The sequence below is a fragment of the Actinoplanes sp. NPDC000266 genome, from assembly GCF_042899005.1.
Classification (GTDB): domain Bacteria; phylum Actinomycetota; class Actinomycetes; order Mycobacteriales; family Micromonosporaceae; genus Actinoplanes.
In genome coordinates this window covers 795,006-813,558 of sequence record NZ_JBIAZI010000001.1, presented here as the reverse complement: position 1 = coordinate 813,558, position 18,553 = coordinate 795,006, and the positions used below count along the sequence as shown (strand labels likewise).

General features: G+C 72.3%; 17 protein-coding genes. 7 read left to right on the top strand and 10 right to left on the bottom strand.

Annotated elements, in window-relative coordinates; translation table 11 throughout:
- Window positions 1-12: 12 nt before the first annotated feature.
- The gene (locus ACFY36_RS03280; protein ID WP_499744250.1) at window positions 13-1,203 is read left to right on the top strand and encodes a PP2C family protein-serine/threonine phosphatase; all 1,191 of its coding nucleotides are present in this window, start codon (window positions 13-15) and stop codon (window positions 1,201-1,203) included.
- 225 nt (window positions 1,204-1,428) lie between these two features.
- Here the strand turns inward: ACFY36_RS03280 and ACFY36_RS03275 are convergent, their stop codons facing one another.
- Window positions 1,429-2,724, bottom strand: a complete 1,296-nt coding sequence (locus tag ACFY36_RS03275; protein ID WP_499744249.1) for a hemolysin family protein — start codon at window positions 2,722-2,724, stop codon at window positions 1,429-1,431.
- A gap of 117 nt (window positions 2,725-2,841) precedes the next feature.
- Here ACFY36_RS03275 and ACFY36_RS03270 point away from each other — a divergent pair, with 117 nt between their 5' ends.
- The gene (locus ACFY36_RS03270) at window positions 2,842-3,105 is read left to right on the top strand and encodes a GlsB/YeaQ/YmgE family stress response membrane protein (protein WP_499744248.1); all 264 of its coding nucleotides are present in this window, start codon (window positions 2,842-2,844) and stop codon (window positions 3,103-3,105) included.
- Here ACFY36_RS03270 and ACFY36_RS03265 read toward each other — a convergent pair.
- Together ACFY36_RS03265 and ACFY36_RS03260 are read right to left on the bottom strand one after the other, a co-directional pair.
- Window positions 3,071-4,390: a sensor histidine kinase gene (locus ACFY36_RS03265; protein ID WP_499744247.1), complete on the bottom strand. Its 1,320-nt coding sequence runs from the start codon at window positions 4,388-4,390 to the stop codon at window positions 3,071-3,073. The two genes, ACFY36_RS03270 and ACFY36_RS03265, sit on opposite strands and share 35 nt — an antisense overlap.
- A complete protein-coding gene (locus ACFY36_RS03260; RefSeq protein ID WP_499744246.1) occupies window positions 4,387-5,049 on the bottom strand; it encodes a response regulator transcription factor in 663 nt (220 codons plus the stop codon). The genes ACFY36_RS03265 and ACFY36_RS03260 overlap by 4 nt, the downstream gene beginning before the upstream one ends.
- 141 nt (window positions 5,050-5,190) lie before the next feature.
- On the opposite strand from ACFY36_RS03260, the gene ACFY36_RS03255 reads away from it, so the two are divergent.
- The 3 genes from ACFY36_RS03255 to ACFY36_RS03245 are packed head-to-tail and all read left to right on the top strand — an operon-like array spanning window position 5,191 to window position 7,890.
- Window positions 5,191-6,528: a TrkH family potassium uptake protein gene (locus ACFY36_RS03255; RefSeq protein WP_499744245.1), complete on the top strand. Its 1,338-nt coding sequence runs from the start codon at window positions 5,191-5,193 to the stop codon at window positions 6,526-6,528.
- Complete coding sequence (locus tag ACFY36_RS03250; RefSeq protein ID WP_499744244.1) at window positions 6,521-7,183, top strand: potassium channel family protein; 663 nt, start codon at window positions 6,521-6,523, stop codon at window positions 7,181-7,183. The genes ACFY36_RS03255 and ACFY36_RS03250 overlap by 8 nt, the downstream gene beginning before the upstream one ends.
- 50 nt (window positions 7,184-7,233) lie before the next feature.
- Window positions 7,234-7,890, top strand: a complete 657-nt coding sequence (locus ACFY36_RS03245; RefSeq protein ID WP_499744243.1) for a DUF4386 domain-containing protein — start codon at window positions 7,234-7,236, stop codon at window positions 7,888-7,890.
- Here the strand turns inward: ACFY36_RS03245 and ACFY36_RS03240 are convergent.
- Entirely contained in the window at window positions 7,853-8,311 is a 459-nt protein-coding gene (locus ACFY36_RS03240) for a VOC family protein (RefSeq protein ID WP_499744242.1), read from the bottom strand. The two genes, ACFY36_RS03245 and ACFY36_RS03240, sit on opposite strands and share 38 nt — an antisense overlap.
- A 42-nt stretch (window positions 8,312-8,353) precedes the next feature.
- Here ACFY36_RS03240 and ACFY36_RS03235 point away from each other — a divergent pair, with 42 nt between their 5' ends.
- A complete protein-coding gene (locus ACFY36_RS03235; protein WP_499744241.1) occupies window positions 8,354-9,268 on the top strand; it encodes a helix-turn-helix transcriptional regulator in 915 nt (304 codons plus the stop codon).
- Here the strand turns inward: ACFY36_RS03235 and ACFY36_RS03230 are convergent.
- Window positions 9,255-9,791, bottom strand: a complete 537-nt coding sequence (locus tag ACFY36_RS03230) for a TetR/AcrR family transcriptional regulator (RefSeq protein ID WP_499744240.1) — start codon at window positions 9,789-9,791, stop codon at window positions 9,255-9,257. The genes ACFY36_RS03235 and ACFY36_RS03230 overlap by 14 nt on opposite strands.
- A gap of 84 nt (window positions 9,792-9,875) precedes the next feature.
- Here ACFY36_RS03230 and ACFY36_RS03225 point away from each other — a divergent pair, with 84 nt between their 5' ends.
- Entirely contained in the window at window positions 9,876-10,811 is a 936-nt protein-coding gene (locus ACFY36_RS03225; RefSeq protein ID WP_499744239.1) for an NAD(P)-dependent alcohol dehydrogenase, read from the top strand.
- Here the strand turns inward: ACFY36_RS03225 and ACFY36_RS03220 are convergent.
- From ACFY36_RS03220 to ACFY36_RS03200, 5 genes are read right to left on the bottom strand one after another with little or no spacing between them, the layout of a single operon-like run.
- Window positions 10,808-12,145 carry a BNR repeat-containing protein gene (locus tag ACFY36_RS03220; protein ID WP_499744238.1) on the bottom strand — a complete coding sequence of 446 codons (1,338 nt, stop codon included), beginning with the start codon at window positions 12,143-12,145 and terminating at the stop codon, window positions 10,808-10,810. The genes ACFY36_RS03225 and ACFY36_RS03220 overlap by 4 nt on opposite strands.
- A 33-nt stretch (window positions 12,146-12,178) precedes the next feature.
- Entirely contained in the window at window positions 12,179-13,285 is a 1,107-nt protein-coding gene (menC, locus tag ACFY36_RS03215) for an o-succinylbenzoate synthase (RefSeq protein ID WP_499744237.1), read from the bottom strand.
- Entirely contained in the window at window positions 13,282-14,118 is an 837-nt protein-coding gene (locus tag ACFY36_RS03210; RefSeq protein ID WP_499744236.1) for a GNAT family N-acetyltransferase, read from the bottom strand. The genes menC and ACFY36_RS03210 overlap by 4 nt, the downstream gene beginning before the upstream one ends.
- Entirely contained in the window at window positions 14,115-15,200 is a 1,086-nt protein-coding gene (locus ACFY36_RS03205) for a M20 family metallopeptidase (protein ID WP_499744235.1), read from the bottom strand. Before ACFY36_RS03205 ends, ACFY36_RS03210 begins: the two co-directional genes overlap by 4 nt.
- Window positions 15,200-18,454, bottom strand: coding sequence for a serine hydrolase (locus ACFY36_RS03200; protein WP_499744234.1), 3,255 nt, complete (start codon window positions 18,452-18,454; stop codon window positions 15,200-15,202). Before ACFY36_RS03200 ends, ACFY36_RS03205 begins: the two co-directional genes overlap by 1 nt.
- Window positions 18,455-18,553 lie beyond the last annotated feature (99 nt).

Here is an 18,553-nt window from a genome sequence, read left to right as displayed (position 1 = left end):
AGATGGGGGACGATGCTCTCGTCGATGGAGGCCGTGCGCCGGCTCATGGATCTGCGGCACCGCGGGCGGGCTGAGGACCTTCCGGCGGTGCTGGCCGAGGCCGCGCCGCTGCTCGATGCCGAGGCGGCCGTCGTTCTGCTCGTCGACTACGGGCAGGTGGCGCTGCATCCGCTGCGCGGGACCACGGACGGCGTGACGACCACCCAGGCCGTGGAGGACACGCCCGCCGGGCGCGCCTTCACCACCGCCGAGCAGCAGTGGCTCGAGGCCGACGACGGCGGCCGGCTGTGGCTGCCGCTGCTGCACGGCGCCGAACGGCTCGGCGTGCTGGAGTTCCGGGTCAAGGCCTATCCCCCGGCCTCCACCCGGCACGACCTCGAGGTGATCGCGGCGCTGGTGGCCGAGCTGATCGCCAGCCGGCGCTTCTACGGCGACGCGGTCGAGCACACCCGGCGGCGAATGCCCATGCAGCTGCCGGCCGAGATCGTCTGGAACCAGTTGCCGCCGCTGACCTTCGCGGTGGACGGCACGATGGTCACGGCCGTGCTCGAGCCCTGCTACGAGGTGGGCGGCGACGCGTTCGACTACGCGGCCAACGGCGATCTGCTGCACGTCGCGCTGTTCGACACGGTCGGGCACGGCATCAGCGCGAGCGCGCTCACCACGCTGACCTTGAACACGTACCGCAACGCCCGCCGGTCCGGTCTGTCGCTGGCCGACACGTGCCGCTCGATCGACAAGTGGGTCCACGCGCAATATCCGGGCGCCTTCGTCACCGCGCTGCTGTCCGAGCTGGACATCCCGACCGGCGCCTACCGCCGGATCAGCGCCGGTCACCCGGCCGAGATCTTCCTGCGGGACGGCCGGGCGCTGCCGCCGCTGCCCACCCCGAACGCGCTGCCGCTCGGCCTCGGCCACATGCTCGGGCGCCCGCCCCAGGTCATCGAGGAGCAGCTGCGGCCGGGCGACGCGCTGGTCTTCTACACCGACGGCATCACGGAGGCGCGGGACGCGTCGGGCGCTCTCTTCGGCGTCGAACGGCTGGGCGATTTCATGCTGGGCGCGCTGCGCGACGGGCATCCCGCGCCGGAGACGATGCGCCGGTTGATTCAGACCATCGTGTCGTACGAGGATGGCGAGCTCCGCGACGACGCCACGGCGGCCATGCTCCAATGGCGCCGCCACGAGCACAAACCTGGGTAGGGTAGGCGCCCGGATGCCGGCGCCGTGGTCAAACCCTCGTCCAAAAGGATTCGGCGCCGGCATCCGTGCGCTGAGATCAGTATTCCGGTGGTCCCGCCCGCGACGGCAGAGCCACATGTCTCGATCCGCCCCGACCAAGATCGGCGATCGGGTGGCGATCGGCTAGTCGGTCAAAGCCGACAGATCAGAAAAATCGGATTTTTCAGCGCAGCGGCCCCGTACCGCCTAAGATGCCGGCGCGGTCTCCGGTTCGGGCTCGCGCACCGGGCGCAGCCGGATCTGGGTGATGGCGCGGCCGGCGACCTGCGTGATCTCCGCCGTGTGGCCGTCGACCGTCACGATCTCGCCGGGGGCGGTCGGGATGTGCCCGAGCTTCGCGAGCACCAGGCCGGCGACGGTGGTGTAGTCGTTGTCGGACAGGTGCTCGTTGTCGACGCCGATGTCGGGCAGGTCGTGGATCGGGAAGGTGCCGGGCAGCAGCATGGCGCCGTCGTCCTCGCGCACCACCGACTGCACGTCGCGGTCGGTCTCGTCGTAGATCTCGCCGACGACCTCCTCGACCAGATCCTCCATCGTCACGATGCCGTCGATCGCGCCCCGCTCGTCGACCACCAGGGCCAGCTGCTGACGGCGGCCCCGCATCTGCATCATCGCGTCGGAGACCTTGAGGCTCTCGGGCAGGAACTGGGCGTCGAACATGTGGTCGCGCACCGGGCCGGTCGCGTCGATCAGGTCGCGCAGGTGCACGACGCCGAGGACGTCGTCGAGGCCCATCGGGCCGGTCACCGGGGCCCGGGAGTGCCCGCCCGCGGCCAGCCGGGCCAGCGCTTCGCGTGCGGGCAGGTCGGCCGGGACGACCAGGACGTCGCGGCGGGGAACGAGGATCTCGCGCAGCACCCGGTCGGCGATCTCGAACGCGCCGCTGATGATCGTGCGTTGCTCCGGGGTGAACTCCTGCTGCTGGGTCACCAGATCGCGGATCTCCTCGGTCGTGACCTCCTCCCGCGCGGCGTTCGGGTCGTTGCCGGTGGCCCGGACGAGCAGATCCGTCGACTTGCCGAGCAGCCACACCACGGGGCGGGACAGGGCCGAGAGCATGTCGAGCGGCCGGGCCACCGCCAGCGCCCAGCCCTCGGCCCGCTGCATGGCGATCCGCTTCGGGGCCAGCTCGCCGACGACCAGCGTGAAGAAGGTCAGCACGATCGTGACCAGCACGATCGACACCGGCTCGGCGCCGCCGCCGAGGAAGCTCAGCGGCCCGGTCAGCGGCTTGGCCAGCGACACCGCGGCCGACGCCGAGGCCAGGAAACCGGCCAGGGTGATGCCGATCTGGATGGTGGCCAGGAACCGGTTCGGGTCGCGGGCCAGCTTGGCCAGTGTGGCCCCGGTGCGCGACTGCCGTTCGAGGCGCTGCAACTGGCTGTCGCGCAGCGAGATGAGGGCCATCTCACTGCCCGAGAAAGCCGCGTTCAGCAGAACCAGAATCACCACGAGGATGATTTGCCATCCGTAGCCGCCCATGCAGGGCTCACTCCTTCACCAATTGCGGAATCGAGGCTCCGACTGTAGCCGATGAATGTTTCACGAATGGCCGCCGATGGTAATTGCCGGATCGACACCCCCGAGCAAGGAGCGAACGTGGAAATCTCCGGAATCATCACCGCCATCATCATCGGCCTCATCGTGGGCGCGCTGGGACGGCTGGTGGTACCCGGCAAGCAGAACATTCCGATCTGGCTGACCATCCTGATCGGCATCGTCGCCGCCATCATCGGCACGTTCATCGCGGCCGCGATCGGCGTGGACGACACCCGGGGCATCGACTGGATCGAGCTGATCATCCAGGTCGTGCTGGCCGCGGTCGGCGTCAGCCTGGTGGCCGGCCTGCGCGGACGGCGCTGAACGTCACCACGGCGTCCACTCCCGTGGGGTCCGCGGCGTCCAGCCGGACGCCGCCGCCACCGGCCTCGGCCAGCTTCGCCACCAGCGCGAGGCCGAGGCCGGTGCCCCCGCGAGGCGCGCCCGGCGCGCGCCAGAACGGTTCCAGGGCCTTCTCCCGCTGATCGGCCGGAAGGCCGGGGCCGGCGTCGATGACATGAACCACCACTTCGCCGTCCCGGTCGGCCCGGGCCGCCGTCAGCCGGACGCCGGTGCCGTCGGGCGCGGCGTTCAGCGCGTTCGAGATCAGGTTGTCGAGGATCTGCTCGATCGCTCCCGGCATGGCCGTCGCCGGCAGCGGCCCGCGGGCCTCGGCGCTCAGGATGATCCCGCGCTCGGCCGCGAGGGGCTGCCAGATCTCCGCCCGCTGGGCCACCTCGGCGGCCACGTCGACCACCTCCGGCGTCTCGTCCCGCCGCTCGACCAGGGTGAGGTCGAGGAGCGTGTTGACCAGCTTGTCCAGGCGCTCGGTCTCCCCGATGGCGGCCTCCAGGCTCTCCACGCCGGCCGGGCCGACGTCCGGCTCCAGGTTCTCCAGGCGCAGCCGCAGCGCGGCCAAGGGCCCCTTGAGCTGGTGTGAGGCGTGGTCGGCGAACGATCCCCGCGCCGCCAGGACGCTGTGCAGGCGCTCGGCGGTCCGGTTGAACGTCTCGGCGAGCCGCCGCAGCTCCGGCGGTCCCCCGGTGATCGGCACCGGAGCCGGCCCGGTGTCGCCGGCCAGCCGGTGCGTGGCCTCCTCCAGGGCCTTCACCGGGCGGGCGATCCAGCGGGCCAGGGCCAGGGCGATCGCGGCACCGACGGCGAGCACGAGAAGGCAGGCGACCAGGAGCAGGGCCCAGACCCGGTGCACCTGGTCGTTGACCGTGTCGGCCGGCACGGTCAGGCGCACCGAGCTGGAGGCGGGCAGCGAGACCGAGACGTCCATCATGCCGCCCACGAAGCCGTGGTGGATGCCCTCGGCCATCGGGCCCGGCGTGGTGCCGTACGTCAATCGGCCCTTGGCGTCGAAGACCGCGATCCGCCCGTTCCAGCGCCGGGCCACGGCCGAGGCGATGTCCGCGATCTGGTCGCCGTCGTTCTCGCCGAGCTCGGCGTCGACGTAGGCGGCGACGATCTCGGCCTCGCGCTCCAGCTGCCGGAACGTCTGCTCCCGCTCGCTGCGCTGGTAGAGGTAGCCGAGCGGCACGGCCAGGCCGGTCAGCACGGCCAGGACCAGCGACAGGTACGTGACGACCAGGCGCCGGGTCACGGGACGACGAGCCGGAAGCCGACGCCCCGGCGGGTCTCGATCCAGGACGGGTCGCCGAGCTTGCGGCGCAGGGCCGCGATGTGGAAGTCGAGGGTCTTGCTGCGCGCGTCGGCCGTCGCCCAGATGGCCTCCAGCAGCTTCTGCCGCGGGATCATGGTGCCGGGCCGGGCCGCGAGCATCTCCAGCAGGTCGAACTCCTTGGGCGCGAGGGCGACCGGCAGGCCGTCGAGGGTCACTTCCCGGCTCGTACGGTCGATGACCAGCGGCCCGAGGACGCGGGTGTCGGGCTCGGGCGGCACGGCCCGGGCGGCCCGGGAACGCCGGTCGACGGCACGGATGCGGGCGACCAGCTCGCGCAGGCTGAACGGCTTGGACAGGTAGTCGTCGGCCCCGCCCTCCAGGCCCCGCACCAGGTCGGCCTCGCTGCGGCGGGAGGTCAGCATGATGATCGGCACGCCCTGGGACCGGCTCAGCGCCCAGCAGACGTCGACCCCGTCGATGTCGGGCAGGCCGAGATCGAGCAGCACCAGGTCGGCCGGCGGCGCGGCCAGGGCGGCCGAGCCGGTCGCGACATGCTGGGCCTCGATGCCGAAACGGGCCAGCCCTTGCACGAGAGGAATCGCGATCGAATCGTCGTCCTCGACCAGAAGAACCCGCATGCCCCATGATTATCACGTCGCGGTCCCTGGCGGAAAACTTTCCGTTTCCTTCAATTGTCCTCGACCTATTCTCAGAATCGCGCCGATTGTTTCGAGAGGGCCGGTGACAATCGGTGACGGGCGGTGCGGTATAAAATTCAGATGCGCCCGGCCCGTCCGCACCCGGCGCGGACCGTGTCGGTGGCCTTCCTGGCCGCCATCGCGGCCGGAGCCGCGCTTCTCATGCTTCCCGTCTCCCGGGCCGGTGACGGCTCGGCGCCGCTGCCGACCGCGCTGTTCACCTCGACCTCGGCCATCACCACGTCCGGCATGACCACGGTCGACACCGCCACGTACTGGTCGGGCTTCGGCCACGTCCTCATCGCCGTGCTCACCCAGGCCGGCGGGTTCGGCATCACCACGTTCGCCACCCTGCTGGGCCTGCTGGTCTCGCAACGGCTGGGGCTGCGCGGCCGGATGATGGCCGGGGTGGAGACCAGCACCGGGCTGGCCCACGGCGACTTCCGCCGGGTGCTCGTCCTGGCCGCGGCGGTGATGTTCGCCTGCGAGACCGTGATCGCCGCCGTCGTCACGGCCCGGCTCTGGCTGACCTACGACGTGGCCTTCGGCCCGGCCCTGGCCGAGGGCGCGTTCAACGCCGTGCAGGCGTTCAACAACTGCGGGTTCTCGCTGCGCAGCGACGGCCTGACCGGCTTCGCCGGCGACTGGTGGATGTGCGTGCCGCTGACCCTCGGGGTCATCGCCGGCGGCATCGGCGTGCCGGTGCTCTACGAGATCGGCCGCCAGCGGCGCGGACCGGCCGCCTGGTCGACGCACACCCGGCTCACCGTGTGGGGCTCGCTCGTGCTGCTCGCGGTGGGCTTCGCCGCGGTGCTGGCCCTGGAGTGGCGCAACCCGGGCACGCTCGGGCCGCTCGGGGTGCCGGGCAAGATCCTGGCCTCCTTCGTCCAGGGCACGATCCCCCGCTCGGGCGGGTTCAACACGGTCGACTACGGCGCCATGAACGAGGACACCTCGGCCATCGTGGTCGGGCTGATGTTCATCGGCGGCGGCAGCGCGAGCACCGCCGGCGGCATCAAGGTGACGACGTTCTTCCTGCTGGCGTACGTCATCTGGACCGAGGTCCGCGGCGAGCGCGACGTCGTCATCGGCCGCCGCCGCATCGCCGAGTCGACACAGCGCCAGGCCACCGCGGTCGCCCTGCTCGGCGTGGCCACGGTGGCCGGTGGCACCCTGACCCTGCTCGGGGTCACCGGCGGCGTGCCCTTCGACCGGGCGCTGTTCGAGGTCATGTCGGCGTTCAGCACGGCCGGCCTGACCAACGGGCTCACCGCCGAGCTGTCCGAGTCCCGCCAGCTGATCCTCAGTGTGATGATGTTCATCGGCCGCGTCGGCACGATCGCGGTGGCGTCGGCGCTGGCCCTCAAGACCCGCCATCGGCTGTACCGGTACCCGGAGGAGCGACCCATCGTTGGCTGAGAACACTGATGAGAACGTCGTCGTGATCGGACTGGGCCGCTTCGGCGGCCAGGTGGCCGAGTCGCTGCTCAAGCTCGGCCACGAGGTGCTCGGCGTCGACGAGAACGTCGAGCTCGTGCAGCAGTGGTCGGACCGGCTCACCCACGTGGTGCAGGCCGACTCGACCGACGGCGACGCCATGGAGCAGGTCGGCATCCGGGAGTTCACCCGCGCCGTGGTCGGCATCGGCAGCGACATCGAGGCGAGCGTGCTGACCGTCCTCACGCTCAGCGAGCTCGGCCTGCGCGACATCTGGGCCAAGGCGGTCTCGGCCAAGCACGGCAAGATCCTGCGCTCGGTCGGCGCCCACCACGTCATCTATCCCGAGGCCACGATGGGCGACCGGGTGGCGCACCTGATCGCCGGCCGCATGCTCGACGTCATCGAGTTCGACGACGGCTTCGCCGTGGCCCGCACCCGGACCCCGCGCGACGCCGGCGAGCGCACCCTGGCCGACCTGGGCCTGCGTACGAAATACGGCGTCACGGTCATCGGTTTCAAGACCCACGGCGCCGGCTTCGTGCACGCCACACCGGACGCCGTCGTCCCCGACGGCGCCGAGCTGATCGTCACCGGGCCCATCGACCAGGTCCAGCGCTTCACCGCCGCCACCTGAGACCCGATCGGCCGATGTGGACGATCTTCGATGGGAGGAGCCTGTCCGGTGTGACCCCGCTGCGACGGACCGCGCTGGCCGGTGGTGTGGCCTACCTTCTGACGTTCGTCTCGATACCCACCCTCGGCCTCTACGCCCCGGTGCGCGACGCCGATTTCGTGCTCGGCCCGGGCCCCGACACCGGCGTGATCTGGGGCGGCGTCCTGGAGATGATCGTCGCCCTCGCCTGCATAGCCACCGCGGTCATCCTCTATCCGGTGGTCAGGCGGCAGGACGAGGCGGCGGCTCTGGGCTTCGCCGGGGTACGGGTCCTGGAGGCGGCCACCATCGTCGCCGGTGTCGTGCTGGTGATGTCGATGGTCACGCTCCGGCAGTCGGGAACGGACTCCCTGGCCGCGGGCGAGACGCTGGCCGCCCTGCGGGAGTGGACGTTCCTGCTCGGGCAGGGCTTCCTGCCGGCCGTGAACGCGCTGCTGATCGGCTCCCTGCTCTACCGCTCCCGCCTGGTCCCCCGCGCCCTGCCCGTGCTCGGCTTCGTGGGGGCGCCCCTGCTGACCGTCTCGGCCGTGGCCACGATGTTCGGCGCGTGGGACCAGGTGTCCACCGCGTCCGGTCTGCTGTCGCTGCCGATCGCGGTGTGGGAGTTCTCGCTCGGTGTCTACCTGACCGTCAGGGGGTTCCGGCCGGCACCTGAACGATCCAGGTGACGCCGAAACGGTCGGTGAGCATGCCGAAGCCCGGGCTGAAGGGTGACGGGCCGAACTTCTCGACGATGACCGCGCCGTCGGCGAGCTTGTCCCACAGAGGGCCGGCCTCCTCGGCGGTCTCTCCGGCGACGGAGACGAAGAAGCGCTCGCCGGTCAGCGTCATGCCGTTCTCGCGGGTGGTGGCCGCCGGCGGGGCGGCCGGGCCGGCGGAGCTGGGTACGTCGTACGCCATGATCCGGAATCCGCTCTCGGCGGTGACCTGGCCGAAGACGACCTTGTCGCTGTCGGGCAGCCCCTCGGGCAGGCCGAAGTCGCGGTAGGCGACGACGGTGAGGTGGCCGCCGAAGACCGACTGGTAGAACTCCAGGGCCGCCCGGGCGTCGCCGCGGAAGTTCAGGTGTGTGGTGGTGGTGAGTGCCATGCGTCCAAGGCTGGCAGGGGTAGGTGACAGGATGTGTCACCTATGCCGACCACCTCCGCGCGACTACTCGCGTTGCTCTCCCTGCTCCAGTCACGGCGGGACTGGCCCGGCGCGCTGCTGGCCGACCGCCTCGAGGTCAGCCTGCGCACCGTGCGCCGCGACGTCGACCGGCTCCGCGAGCTCGGCTATCCGATCGCCGCGGTCAAAGGCCCCGACGGCGGATATCGGCTCGGCGCCGGCACCGAGCTGCCGCCGCTGCTGTTCGACGACGAGCAGGCGGTCGCCCTCACCATCGCCCTCCAGGTCGCCGCCTCCGCCTCGGACGACGCCTTGGCCGACGCGGCCGGCCGGGCCCTGACGACCATCCGGCAGGTGATGCCGGCCCGGCTCCGGAACCGCGTCGAGGCCCTGCGGGTCACCGCCGTGGCGCCACCCGCCACCCCGGTCGACGGCGATGTGCTGCTGGCGCTCAGCGCGGCCGTCCACGCCCGCGAGGTGCTGCGTTTCGACTACGGCTCCGGGACGCGCCGGGCCGAGCCCCACCACGTCGTCACCCGGGGCGGGCGCTGGTATCTCGTGGCCTGGGACCTCGACCGCGCGGACTGGAGGATCTTCAGAGCAGACCGCATTGCCGTACGCACACCGAACGGCCCCCGCTTCACTCCCCGCGACCTGCCCGGCGGCGACGTCGCCGCCTACGTGACCGGCAAGTTCCAGGGCGCCACCTGCCAGGGCACGGTCATTCTCGACCTGCCCGCGGCCACCGTGTCCCTCTACACCCGCGACGGCGTCGTCGAGGAGGCCGGCCCCGGCCGCTGCCGCCTCACCCTCGGCTCCTGGTCCTGGCCCGCCCTGGCCGCCGCCATCGCCCGCTTCGACGCCGACTTCGAGGTCGTCGGCCCACCCGAACTGTCCGAGGCCTTCACCCACCTGGCCGAACGGTTCACCCGCCGCTGAACGAGCGCAGCACGTGCTCCACGAACCGGCCCGAGGCAGCCGCGGCGCCCGGCCCCGCCGCCGCGATCACGCCCGCGTTCCCGGCCAGCAGCAGCCACAGATCGCCCACCCCGATCCCCGGCCGCAGCGCACCGGCCTCCCGGGCGCGGTCGAGCAGCGTCGTGAGCGCCCGGTCGTACTCGGCCCGCTCCGCGGCCATCCCGTGCCCGGCGAGAACCGCCGTGGTGTAGCCACGATCGACCACCTGGGTCGCGCACAGGCGCCGGATCGTCTCGCGGAACGCCCGCGCCGGATCGGGGTCCCGGGCCGCCTCGAGCCACGACGCGGAGCATTCGGCGTGCTGATCGGCGTACGCCTCGGCGACCAGGTCGTCACGGGTCGGGAACCGCCGGTACAGCGTCGCCACCCCGACCCCGGCCCGGCGGGCGACCCGCGCCATCGGCACTCCGGGCCCGGACTCGGCGATCAGGTCCCGGGCGGCGGCGATCATCCGCACCCGGTTCTCCTCGGCGTCGATCCGCATGACGGCCAGCTTAATGATCGATTCGCGGGCCGCCGCTTCTCACTTGCTGGCCCGGCCGGCGGCGTGGGCGCGATCGTCGTGATCATGATGCGAGCCGCCCTCCACGACCGTTACGGATCACCCTCGGTGCTGCACGAGGCCCTCCTCCCGGTGCCCACTCCGGGACCGGGCGAGGTCCGGGTCCGCGTGCACGCCGCGGGCGTCAACGCGATCGACACCGTCCTGCGAGCCGGCAAGCTGCGGCTGGTCACCGGCCGCCGCTTCCCCCGGGGCACCGGCCTGGACTTCGCCGGAGTGGTCGACACCAGCGACTCACCCGGCTACGCGCCCGGTGACCGGGTGTGGGGCACGATCCCGAACCACCCGCGCAACCCGGCCGGCGCCGCGGCCGAGTACGTCGTGACCACCCCGGACCGCCTGGCGGCCGCCCCACCCGGCGTGGACCTCGCGGACCTGGCCGCCCTGCCGGGCGTCGGCGTGACCGCGCTGATCGCGCTCCGCGACCACGCCCGCCTGCGGGCCGGCCAGACCGTCCTGATCCGGGGCGCGGCCGGCGGGTTCGGCACCGCCGCACTCCAGCTGGCCCACGCCGCCGGCGCCCGGGTGACCGCCCTGGCCTCGGCCCGCCACCTGCCGGCCTTGCGGGACCTCGGCGCCGGCGCCGTCCTCGACCGCGCCACGACCGACCCGGCCGGCCTGGGACATTTCGACATCGTCCTGGACGCCGCCGGCACCGAACTGCCCGCCTACCGCCGCCACGCCGGCCGCACCGTCACCATCGCCTGGGGCTCGATACCCACCCTGCTCACGATCGCCGCCTCGGCGGTGCACGGCCCGCGCCGGATCCGCTCGTTCAGCGCCACCCCGGCCCACGCCGACCTGGCCCTGCTCACCGACCACGTCACCCGCGGCGACCTGCGCCCGGTCGTCGCCGGCCGCTTTCCCCTGACCGAGGCGGCCGCCGCCCACGCCGCGTTCGAGCGCGGCGGAGCACTCGGCAAGTGGTTGATCGTGCCCTAGCCGGACACCTGCCAGTCCTGGACGTCGATCTGGCTGCCTCCGTAGCGCGGGGTGAAGATGCTCAGCACGCCGAGCGCCTTCAGGCGCTGGTGGTCGATGAGCGGGTCGGAGTAGTAGATGGCCGGTGATGTGTAACGGATGGTCCAGTCGGTCCATCCGGAGGCCTTCGAGGCGGTCTCGATGTGCAGCTTCTTGGTGCTTGAGTCGCCGCTCGCCACGTACAGGTTGTCCTTGGCGTCGACCGCTATGTCGCCTCGGGACGAGCGCTCCAGGAACGGCGTGTACGTCTGGTGCCAGACCTTGCTGGCCTTGTCGCGCCAGTAGTGGACCAGGACCGCCGTCTCGCGGGCCGCCGTGAAGTTGCTGTTGCTCGGGGCCGCGGCCGGCAGGTGGGAGGCGAGCACGTGCACGATGCCGGCCGCGTCCACCACCTGGGACTCCTGGTTGATCAGGCCTCGGTTCTGGCCGATGCTCCAGACCTTCAGGGTGGCCGCGTTCGAGGCCAGCGGGGTGCTGCCGGTGGTGGCCACGACCGTGCCCGCGTTGTTGCGCCAGGTGCGGCCCTTGTCCTTGCTGTACGCGTAGTAGATGTCGTGGTTCGTGCTCGCGTCCGACGTCTCCCGCACGGTCCACGTGACGTGCAGCAGGGGGTCGGTGTTGTCGTACTCGATGCCGAACAGGTAGGCGTTGTTGTTGTACGTCGTGCCGTCGATGAACTCGCCCAGATAGGTCCAGGCGCCCGAGCGATATTCGTAAAGCACTTCGTCGCCGGTTCCGCTGACGCCGGTGCGGATGGCCAGCTGGAGCGTGCCGTCCGGATGGGCAAAGAATTGGGGGTACGTCACCACGGCCATGCTGGTGCTGGTCAGGCTCGTCTGTACGGCGCCGAAACCCGACGCCGCCCACGTGCCCGAGGTGGCGAGCCCGGCGATCGACTTGCGGTAGCGGAAGGCCGACGAGTGGGTGTCGAAGGCCAGGTGGATCGTGCCGTCGGCCGGCGCGATGCCGATGCTGATGACGTTGTGCGAGTCGGTGGAGGTGGTCTGATAGTCGGTCAGCCGCAGGTTCGCCCAGGCGCCGGAGGGCAGCTGCCGGCGCGCGATGTTGACGTAGCCGCTCTGGTCCCAGAAGGCCGCGTACTGCCGCCCGCCGAAGGTGACGATCCCGTCCTGCTGGAAGGACTCACCATTCATGTAACCGGTGTACGTCAATGCGGTGCGCCCGTTCGTGGTCAGCACCGTCGTGGACACCGGAGTCACCCCCGGCGCAGCGGCGATCACCGGACCAGCGATCAGCAGCGCCGTCGCCGCGCTCATGAAACGTTTCACAGCCATCGCTCCCATCCATCGATGTACGTGGATGGGAGCCTACAGGGGGAGCCACTCCGAACCCGTGGTGATCTCGGCCAGGATCTCCGGGATCGGCTCGACGCCGAGGCCCGGCCCGTCCGGAACCGGCAGATGGCCGTCCTCCAGCACGAAGGGTGCGGTCACGTCCGTACGGAAATAGCGGTCCGAAGCCGAAGTGTCCCCCGGCAGCGTGAAGCCGGGCAGGGCGGCCAGCGCGACGTTCGCGGCCCGGCCCAGGCCCGTCTCGAGCATGCCCCCGCACCAGACCGGGATCCCGTTGGCGGCGCACACGTCGTGGATGCGGCGGGCCTCCAGATAGCCGCCGACCCGGCCCGGCTTCACGTTGACGATGCTGCACGCGCCCAGCCGGATGGCGTCGGCGGCGGACCGGGCCGAGACGATCGACTCGTCCAGGCAGATCGGCGTGCGCACCCGCCGGGACAGCTCCACGTGACCGAGCACGTCCTCCTCGTCCAGGGGCTGCTCGATCAGCAGCAGGCCGAACGGGTCCAGCGCGGCCAGCAGCGGCGCGTCCCCCACGGTGTACGCCGTGTTGGCGTCGACCTGGAGCAGCACGTCGTCGCCGAAGCGCTCGCGGACCGCGCGGACCGGCGCCACGTCCCAGCCCGGCTCGATCTTCAGCTTGATCCGCACGTAGCCCTGCGCGAGATAGCCGCCGACCGCGTCCAGCAGGGCCGGGATCGAGTCCATGATGCCGACCGACACCCCGCACGGCACGCGCTCGCGGGTCGCGCCCAGCTCCCGCGCGAAGCTGCGGCCCGAGCCGCGCAGCTCGGCGTCGAGCACGGCCGTCTCCAGCGCCGCCTTGGCCATCCGGTGGCCCTTGAACTGCCGCAGCGCCGGCGCCACCGCGGTGGCCGCGGCCGGCGGCTGGGCGGCCAGCGCCGGCACCAGGTAGCGGCGCAGCACGTCGGCCGCCGCCTCCACGTATTCGCTGGAGTAGAGCGGGTCGCTCATGGCGACGCACTCCCCCCAGCCCTCGGCCTCGTCGGTGACGGCCCGCAGCAGCAGGACGTCGCGTTCGGTCTCGGTGCCGAACGACGTGCGGAACGGCGCCACCAGCGGCATCCGGATCCGGCGCATCTCGATCCCGGTGAGTTTCATCGGCCCTCCCTGTCCAGCACGTACCAGCCCGCGCGGTCGAAACCCCGCACGCGGGCGCCGTCGTCGATCAGCGGGGCCAGCGCCTCGCGCACCGCGACGCGCCAGCGGCGGGCGCGGGCCGGGTCGGCCTGGCGCAGCGCTTCGATGTCGTCGGGGACGGCGACGAGCACCGTACGGCCGTCGGCGTCTCCTTTCACGGGTTCGTTCCCCGGCGTACGGCCGAGGGCCGCGACCGCACCCGAATCACGCAGCGCGCCCACGTCGCATCCCGGCCGCCGCTCGCCCCGGGCGGCCCGCTCGACGTGGGGCGCGGTCAGATCCCAGTGCAGCAGCAGCCGATCGGTGTCGTCGTCGCCGTTGATGGCGTCGCCCATCGGGCCGTAGAAGTCCGGCAGGTACTGCGCCGGATCGGCGCCCAGCTTCATCACGTTGAAGTACGCGTTGCGGCCGATCAGCGGGTCGAAGGTCCAGCTGATCCTCCGCACGCCGTGTCCCAGCGCCCAGGCCCGCTGGTGCAGCTTCATGGCCCGGCCCACGTCGCGGCCACGGGCCGACGGCACCACCCCGGCGACGTGGCTGTGCAGCTCGCGGCGTTCCGGCGCGGCGAAGAAGCCCACACAGGCCCCGATCATGCCGGTTCCGTTGTAGGCGCCGGCCACATAGTTGCCGGCCTTGCTCATCGCGCGCAGCATCTCGCGGCTGACCGGCGCGTGGCCCGTGCCGGAGTGCCAGATGCTCTCGAAGAGCTCATAGACGTCGTTCAGGTCGGGCAGCTCGGCGAGCAGCCGGATCCGGACGCCGGCGACCGCCGCCGGAGTAAGCAGGTCGCTCATCGCCCGAGCGCCGTCTCGCAGAGAGCCGTTACCAGGGCGGTCCGCCGGGGCAGCTCGGCTATCACGACATGCTCGTCGGCCGCGTGGGCGCCGCCGCCGACCGCGCCCAGCCCGTCCAGGGTGGGCGTGCCGACCCCGGCGGTGAAGTTGCCGTCCGAGGCGCCACCGACCGCGGCCCGTCCCAGCGGCGGCAGCCCCAGCCGATCGGCCGCCGCCACCGCCCGTACATAAAGCTCTTCCGAAGGTTCCATCGGCGGGCGGTTGGGCCCGCCCTCGATCGTGATGCGCGCGCCCGGGAGGACCGGCGTGAGCGCGCGCAGGGCGGCGTCCACGCGCAGCTGCTCGGCCGCCGTCCGGCAGCGGACGTCGACCGCGAACTCCCCCGCCGCCGGCACCGTGTTGGTGGTCGTGCCCGCGGTCATCCGGGTCGGCACCACGGTCGTGCCGAGCGCCGGATCGGCCAGGGCCTGAACGGCGAGCACCTGATGCGCGACCTCCACTGTGGAGTTGACTCCCGACGACGGGGCGAGGCCGGCGTGGGAGGCGCGGCCGGTGATCCGCACGCGGTAGAGGGAAACGCCCTTGCGCTCGGTCTTGAGCGCGCCGCCGTCGGCCGACCCCTCCAGGACCAGGGCGGCCGCGCAGCCGTCGGCCTCCTGCTCGATGAGCTCGCGCGAGGACGGCGAGCCGAGCTCCTCGTCGCCGGTGATCAGCAGGGTCACGCCCGACCGGCCGGGCAGCGCGGCCACCGCGTGCAGGGCCTGCACGACGCCCGCCTTCATGTCGAAGCAGCCGGGACCTCGCAGGATCTCCCCGCTCGTCTCGTACGGATGGTGGGCCAGCGTCCCGATCGGCCACACCGTGTCGTGGTGCCCCAGCAGCAGCACCCGGGCCGGCCCGTCGCCGAAGCGCCAGCGCAGGTGGGTGCGGCCGTCGAGGACGATCCGCTCGGGACGCGCGCCGAGCCGCCGGTGCCCGATGCCGGCGAGGACCTCGGCGCAGCGGGCCACCGCGGCCCGGTCGTCGGAGGGCGACTCGCAGGTCACCAGCTCGGCGATGTCGGCGAGCATGTCGGCGAGCATCAGGCCACCTTCGGGGTGGCCCGCACGCCCAGGTGCAGATAGCGCTCGCCGGTGGGCAGCCGGTAGAAGAAGGCCGGGATCCAGGCGACGCTCTCCGGCAGGCGCACCAGGTAGAGGTCGTCGTTCACGGCCACCATCGGCAGCTCGTGGACCGGCTCGGGGCTGAGCTCGGCGATCGGCCCGGTCGTGGTCATCCGCAACGTCTTCGAGGGCAGGACCTCGAGCCGGGCGCTGGCCCGCTCGTACGTGCCCACGTGCGGCGTGATGTCGGCCTCCACCGGCGGCTGGGGCGGGGTGAGCGGTTCCGGCACGGCCACGCCGGCCACCTCGGCCAGGATCTCGGTGAACAGGTCCTGGTAGAGGTCGCGGGCGCCCTCGCCGTTGGTCAGCAGCGTGACCGCGAGCCCCTGGGCGGGCAGCAACCGCAGGAACGCCGACTGGCCGATGGTGTTGCCGTCGTGCCCGATGAGCCGCTGCCCGTCCCAGCCGAACCGGATCCAGCCCAGGCCCCACGAGTCGCCCAGCGTGTGCTTCTCGGGCAGCTCGACCTGCTCGGCCGCCATCGCGGCGGCGCCGGCCTCGCTGATCAGCCGGGTGCCGTCGGGGGCGAGCCCGCCGGACAGGTGCAGGCGGGCGAAGGCCAGCAGGTCGGCCGCGGTCGAGGTGATCAGGCCGGCTGGACCGAGCGCGCGGGGCAGGGTCCACACCGGAGCGACCTTCGGCCCGGGCACATGCCCGGCGGCGGCCCGGTGCAGCAGCGCCTCCTCGGGTAGCGTGCCGGTGCGCCGCAGGCCCAGCGGTGTGATGACGCGGTCGCGGACGGCCTGGTCCCAGGTGCCGCCGGTGAGCTTCTCGACGACCCGGCCGGCCAGGACGAAACCGGAGTTGCAGTACGACCAGGTGGCGCCCAGCGGGTGGTTCTGGGCCACGTCGCGGAGCCCGTCGACGTACTTCTCGAGGCAGTCGTCGCCGCGCCCGGTGTCGGTGAAGACGTCGCCGTCGATGCCGCTGGTGTGTGTCAGCAGGTGGCGCATGGTGAGCTTGGCCGTGACACCGGGGTCGGCCAGGGCCAGCTCGGGCAGCACGTCGGTGATCGGGGCGTCGAGTTCCAGCTTGCCCTCGTCGACGAGCTGCTGGACCAGGGTGGCCGTCCAGACCTTGCTGATCGAGCCGATCTGGAACACCGCATCGGTGGTGGTCTCGACGCCGGTGTCCACGTTGACGACGCCGTACGCCGCCTCGATCTGTTCGTCGCCCCGGGAGATGCCGAGGACGGCGCCCGGAACGCCGTGGCGCGCGGCCAGGACGTTCAGCCGCCGCTGCCAATGCTGCTGGTTGATCTCCTTGATGCCGCGGACCCACGTGGCGATCCGGGTGTTGAAGTCGATGCGCTGCGAGGGCGGGCCCTCGACGATCAGCAGGTGCGAGCCGCCCGGATAGAGCACCAGCTCACTCGGGACGCCGCGCTCGCGCAGCGCCGTGTGCCACTGCTGGGCCTGCCCGACCGGGCAGCGCAGGTCGGCGTCGCCCTGTATGACCAGCGTCGGGGTGGTGACCTGGGCGACCCGGGTCAGCGGGGACATGGCGGCGTAGCGCTCGGGCTGCTCCCAGGGCCGGCCGCCGAGCTCGATCGCGGCCAGCAGGTGCCCGTCGTCCGAGCTGCCGGCCATGCTGGTCAGGTCGCTGACCACGCCACCGGCGACCGCGGCGGCGAACCGGCCGTCAATTGCCGTGAGATAGCAGGTCATATATCCGCCGTAGCTGTAACCGGCCACCGCGAGCCGGCTCGGGTCGGCCGTGCCGTCGGCGACGAGCTGGTCGAGCGGTTCGAGGAAGTCGCGGGCGTCGGCCTCACCCCAGGCGCCGAGGGCGGCCGTGAAGAACCGCTCGCCGTATCCGTCGCTGCCCCGGGGATTGAGCAGCAGCACGGTCCAGCCCGCGGCGGCCAGCTCCTGGTGGTAGAGATGCACGTCGTCGGCGGCGCCGTTCCAGGCGTTGTGCGGCCCGCCGTGGATGTCGAGCAGCAGCGGCCCCGGCCCGGACGCCTTCGGATCGCGGATCAGCCAGCCGTGCACCACAGTGCCGTCGGAGACGGTGAATTCGCGCTCCACCCGGGGGAAGAGCTCGACGTCCTTGAAGACCTCACCGTGCGTGGTGCGTACGGTCTCCGTGCCCGAGGCCACGTCGACCGTGACCACTTCCCCGTACGAGGTGGGTGTGGCCAGCACGATCGCGGCGGTGTCACCGGCGGTCGACAACCCGGAGACGACCCGTCCGGCGCCGGCCACGATCGGCCGGGGTTCCCCGCCGTCCAGGGAAACGGCATAGAGATGGGAACAACCTCTTTCCCGTACGCAGAAGAGCACCGTCCGCCCGTCAGCGGCGAACCGTGGGATCGCGCCGGGATAGGCCGGCCCGCCCGGCATGACGTTCCGGTCGAGGCTCTCGGCGAGATCGCGCACCGGGCCGCCGTCGAGCGGCATGTGGAGCAGCCGCGCGTGCCCGACCGGCGCCCCCGGATAGCCGACGACCAGCAGCGCGTCCCCGTCCGGGGTCCACACGGCCGGCCCGGCGCAGCCCTCGGCCAGCCCGGCCACCCGGGGCCGCGCCTTGGGGTCGGTGACGTCGAGAACGTGCACGGGCGCCCGCAGCGCCAGGTCGGCGTCCTTGGCCGTGGCGGCCGCGAAGGCGAGCCGGGCCGAGTCGGGCGACCATTCGGGATCGCCGGCGTGCCAGTCGCCCTCGGTCACCTGCCGGCAGTCCCGCGTCGCCACGTCGAGCACGAACAGATGCCGGCGGCGGTCACGCAGCAGGCCCGCCCCGTCGGCCCGGTAGTCGAGGCGCTCGGTGACGATCGGCGCGCTCTCGGCCGCGCCGTCGATGGCGACCGGCGCCGCGAAGGCGATCCTCGTGCCGTCCGGGCTCCACCGCGGCGCCCCCGCCCCGAGCGGCAGGCCGGTGATCGCCTCGGCCTCGCCACCGTCGGCGGGAAGGAGCCACACCTGCGCGGCGCCGTCACCGCCGCGCAGGAACGCCAGCCACCGGCCGTCCGGCGACCAGGCCGGCGCCGTGTCCCCCGGCCCGCGGGTGAACCGCTTGGTCCCCACCCAGATCTCGCGGGTGACCCGGTCGCCGTCGCGGTCGGCGGCCCGCAGCACGTACGCCACGCGGCTGCCGTCCGGGCTCAGGGCGGGCTGCTCCGGCGTTGCCACCGACAGCAGATCCTCGATCAGCGCACGACGTGTCACGGTCATCCCCCTCGGCTCGCGGCTCCCTGCGCGAAGCCTGCCCGCCGGGCCCCGCCCCTGTCATGGTGCGCCACGACGAGACGAGGCCCCCCGACTCGTCCGTTC

Bases quoted from the DNA above. Each gene is read 5' to 3' on its own strand.
- ACFY36_RS03235 (WP_499744241.1), top strand. From the start codon at position 8,354: ATGCCGACCACCTCCGCGCGACTACTCGCGTTGCTCTCCCTGCTCCAG.
- ACFY36_RS03275 (WP_499744249.1), bottom strand. From the start codon at position 2,724: ATGGGCGGCTACGGATGGCAAATCATCCTCGTGGTGATTCTGGTTCTG.
- ACFY36_RS03240 (WP_499744242.1), bottom strand. From the start codon at position 8,311: ATGGCACTCACCACCACCACACACCTGAACTTCCGCGGCGACGCCCGG.
- ACFY36_RS03255 (WP_499744245.1), top strand. From the start codon at position 5,191: ATGCGCCCGGCCCGTCCGCACCCGGCGCGGACCGTGTCGGTGGCCTTC.
- ACFY36_RS03200 (WP_499744234.1), bottom strand. From the start codon at position 18,454: ATGACCGTGACACGTCGTGCGCTGATCGAGGATCTGCTGTCGGTGGCA.
- ACFY36_RS03230 (WP_499744240.1), bottom strand. From the start codon at position 9,791: ATGCGGATCGACGCCGAGGAGAACCGGGTGCGGATGATCGCCGCCGCC.
- ACFY36_RS03220 (WP_499744238.1), bottom strand. From the start codon at position 12,145: ATGGCTGTGAAACGTTTCATGAGCGCGGCGACGGCGCTGCTGATCGCT.
- menC (WP_499744237.1), bottom strand. From the start codon at position 13,285: ATGAAACTCACCGGGATCGAGATGCGCCGGATCCGGATGCCGCTGGTG.
- ACFY36_RS03260 (WP_499744246.1), bottom strand. From the start codon at position 5,049: ATGCGGGTTCTTCTGGTCGAGGACGACGATTCGATCGCGATTCCTCTC.
- ACFY36_RS03210 (WP_499744236.1), bottom strand. From the start codon at position 14,118: ATGAGCGACCTGCTTACTCCGGCGGCGGTCGCCGGCGTCCGGATCCGG.
- ACFY36_RS03280 (WP_499744250.1), top strand. From the start codon at position 13: ATGCTCTCGTCGATGGAGGCCGTGCGCCGGCTCATGGATCTGCGGCAC.
- ACFY36_RS03205 (WP_499744235.1), bottom strand. From the start codon at position 15,200: ATGCTCGCCGACATGCTCGCCGACATCGCCGAGCTGGTGACCTGCGAG.
- ACFY36_RS03225 (WP_499744239.1), top strand. From the start codon at position 9,876: ATGATGCGAGCCGCCCTCCACGACCGTTACGGATCACCCTCGGTGCTG.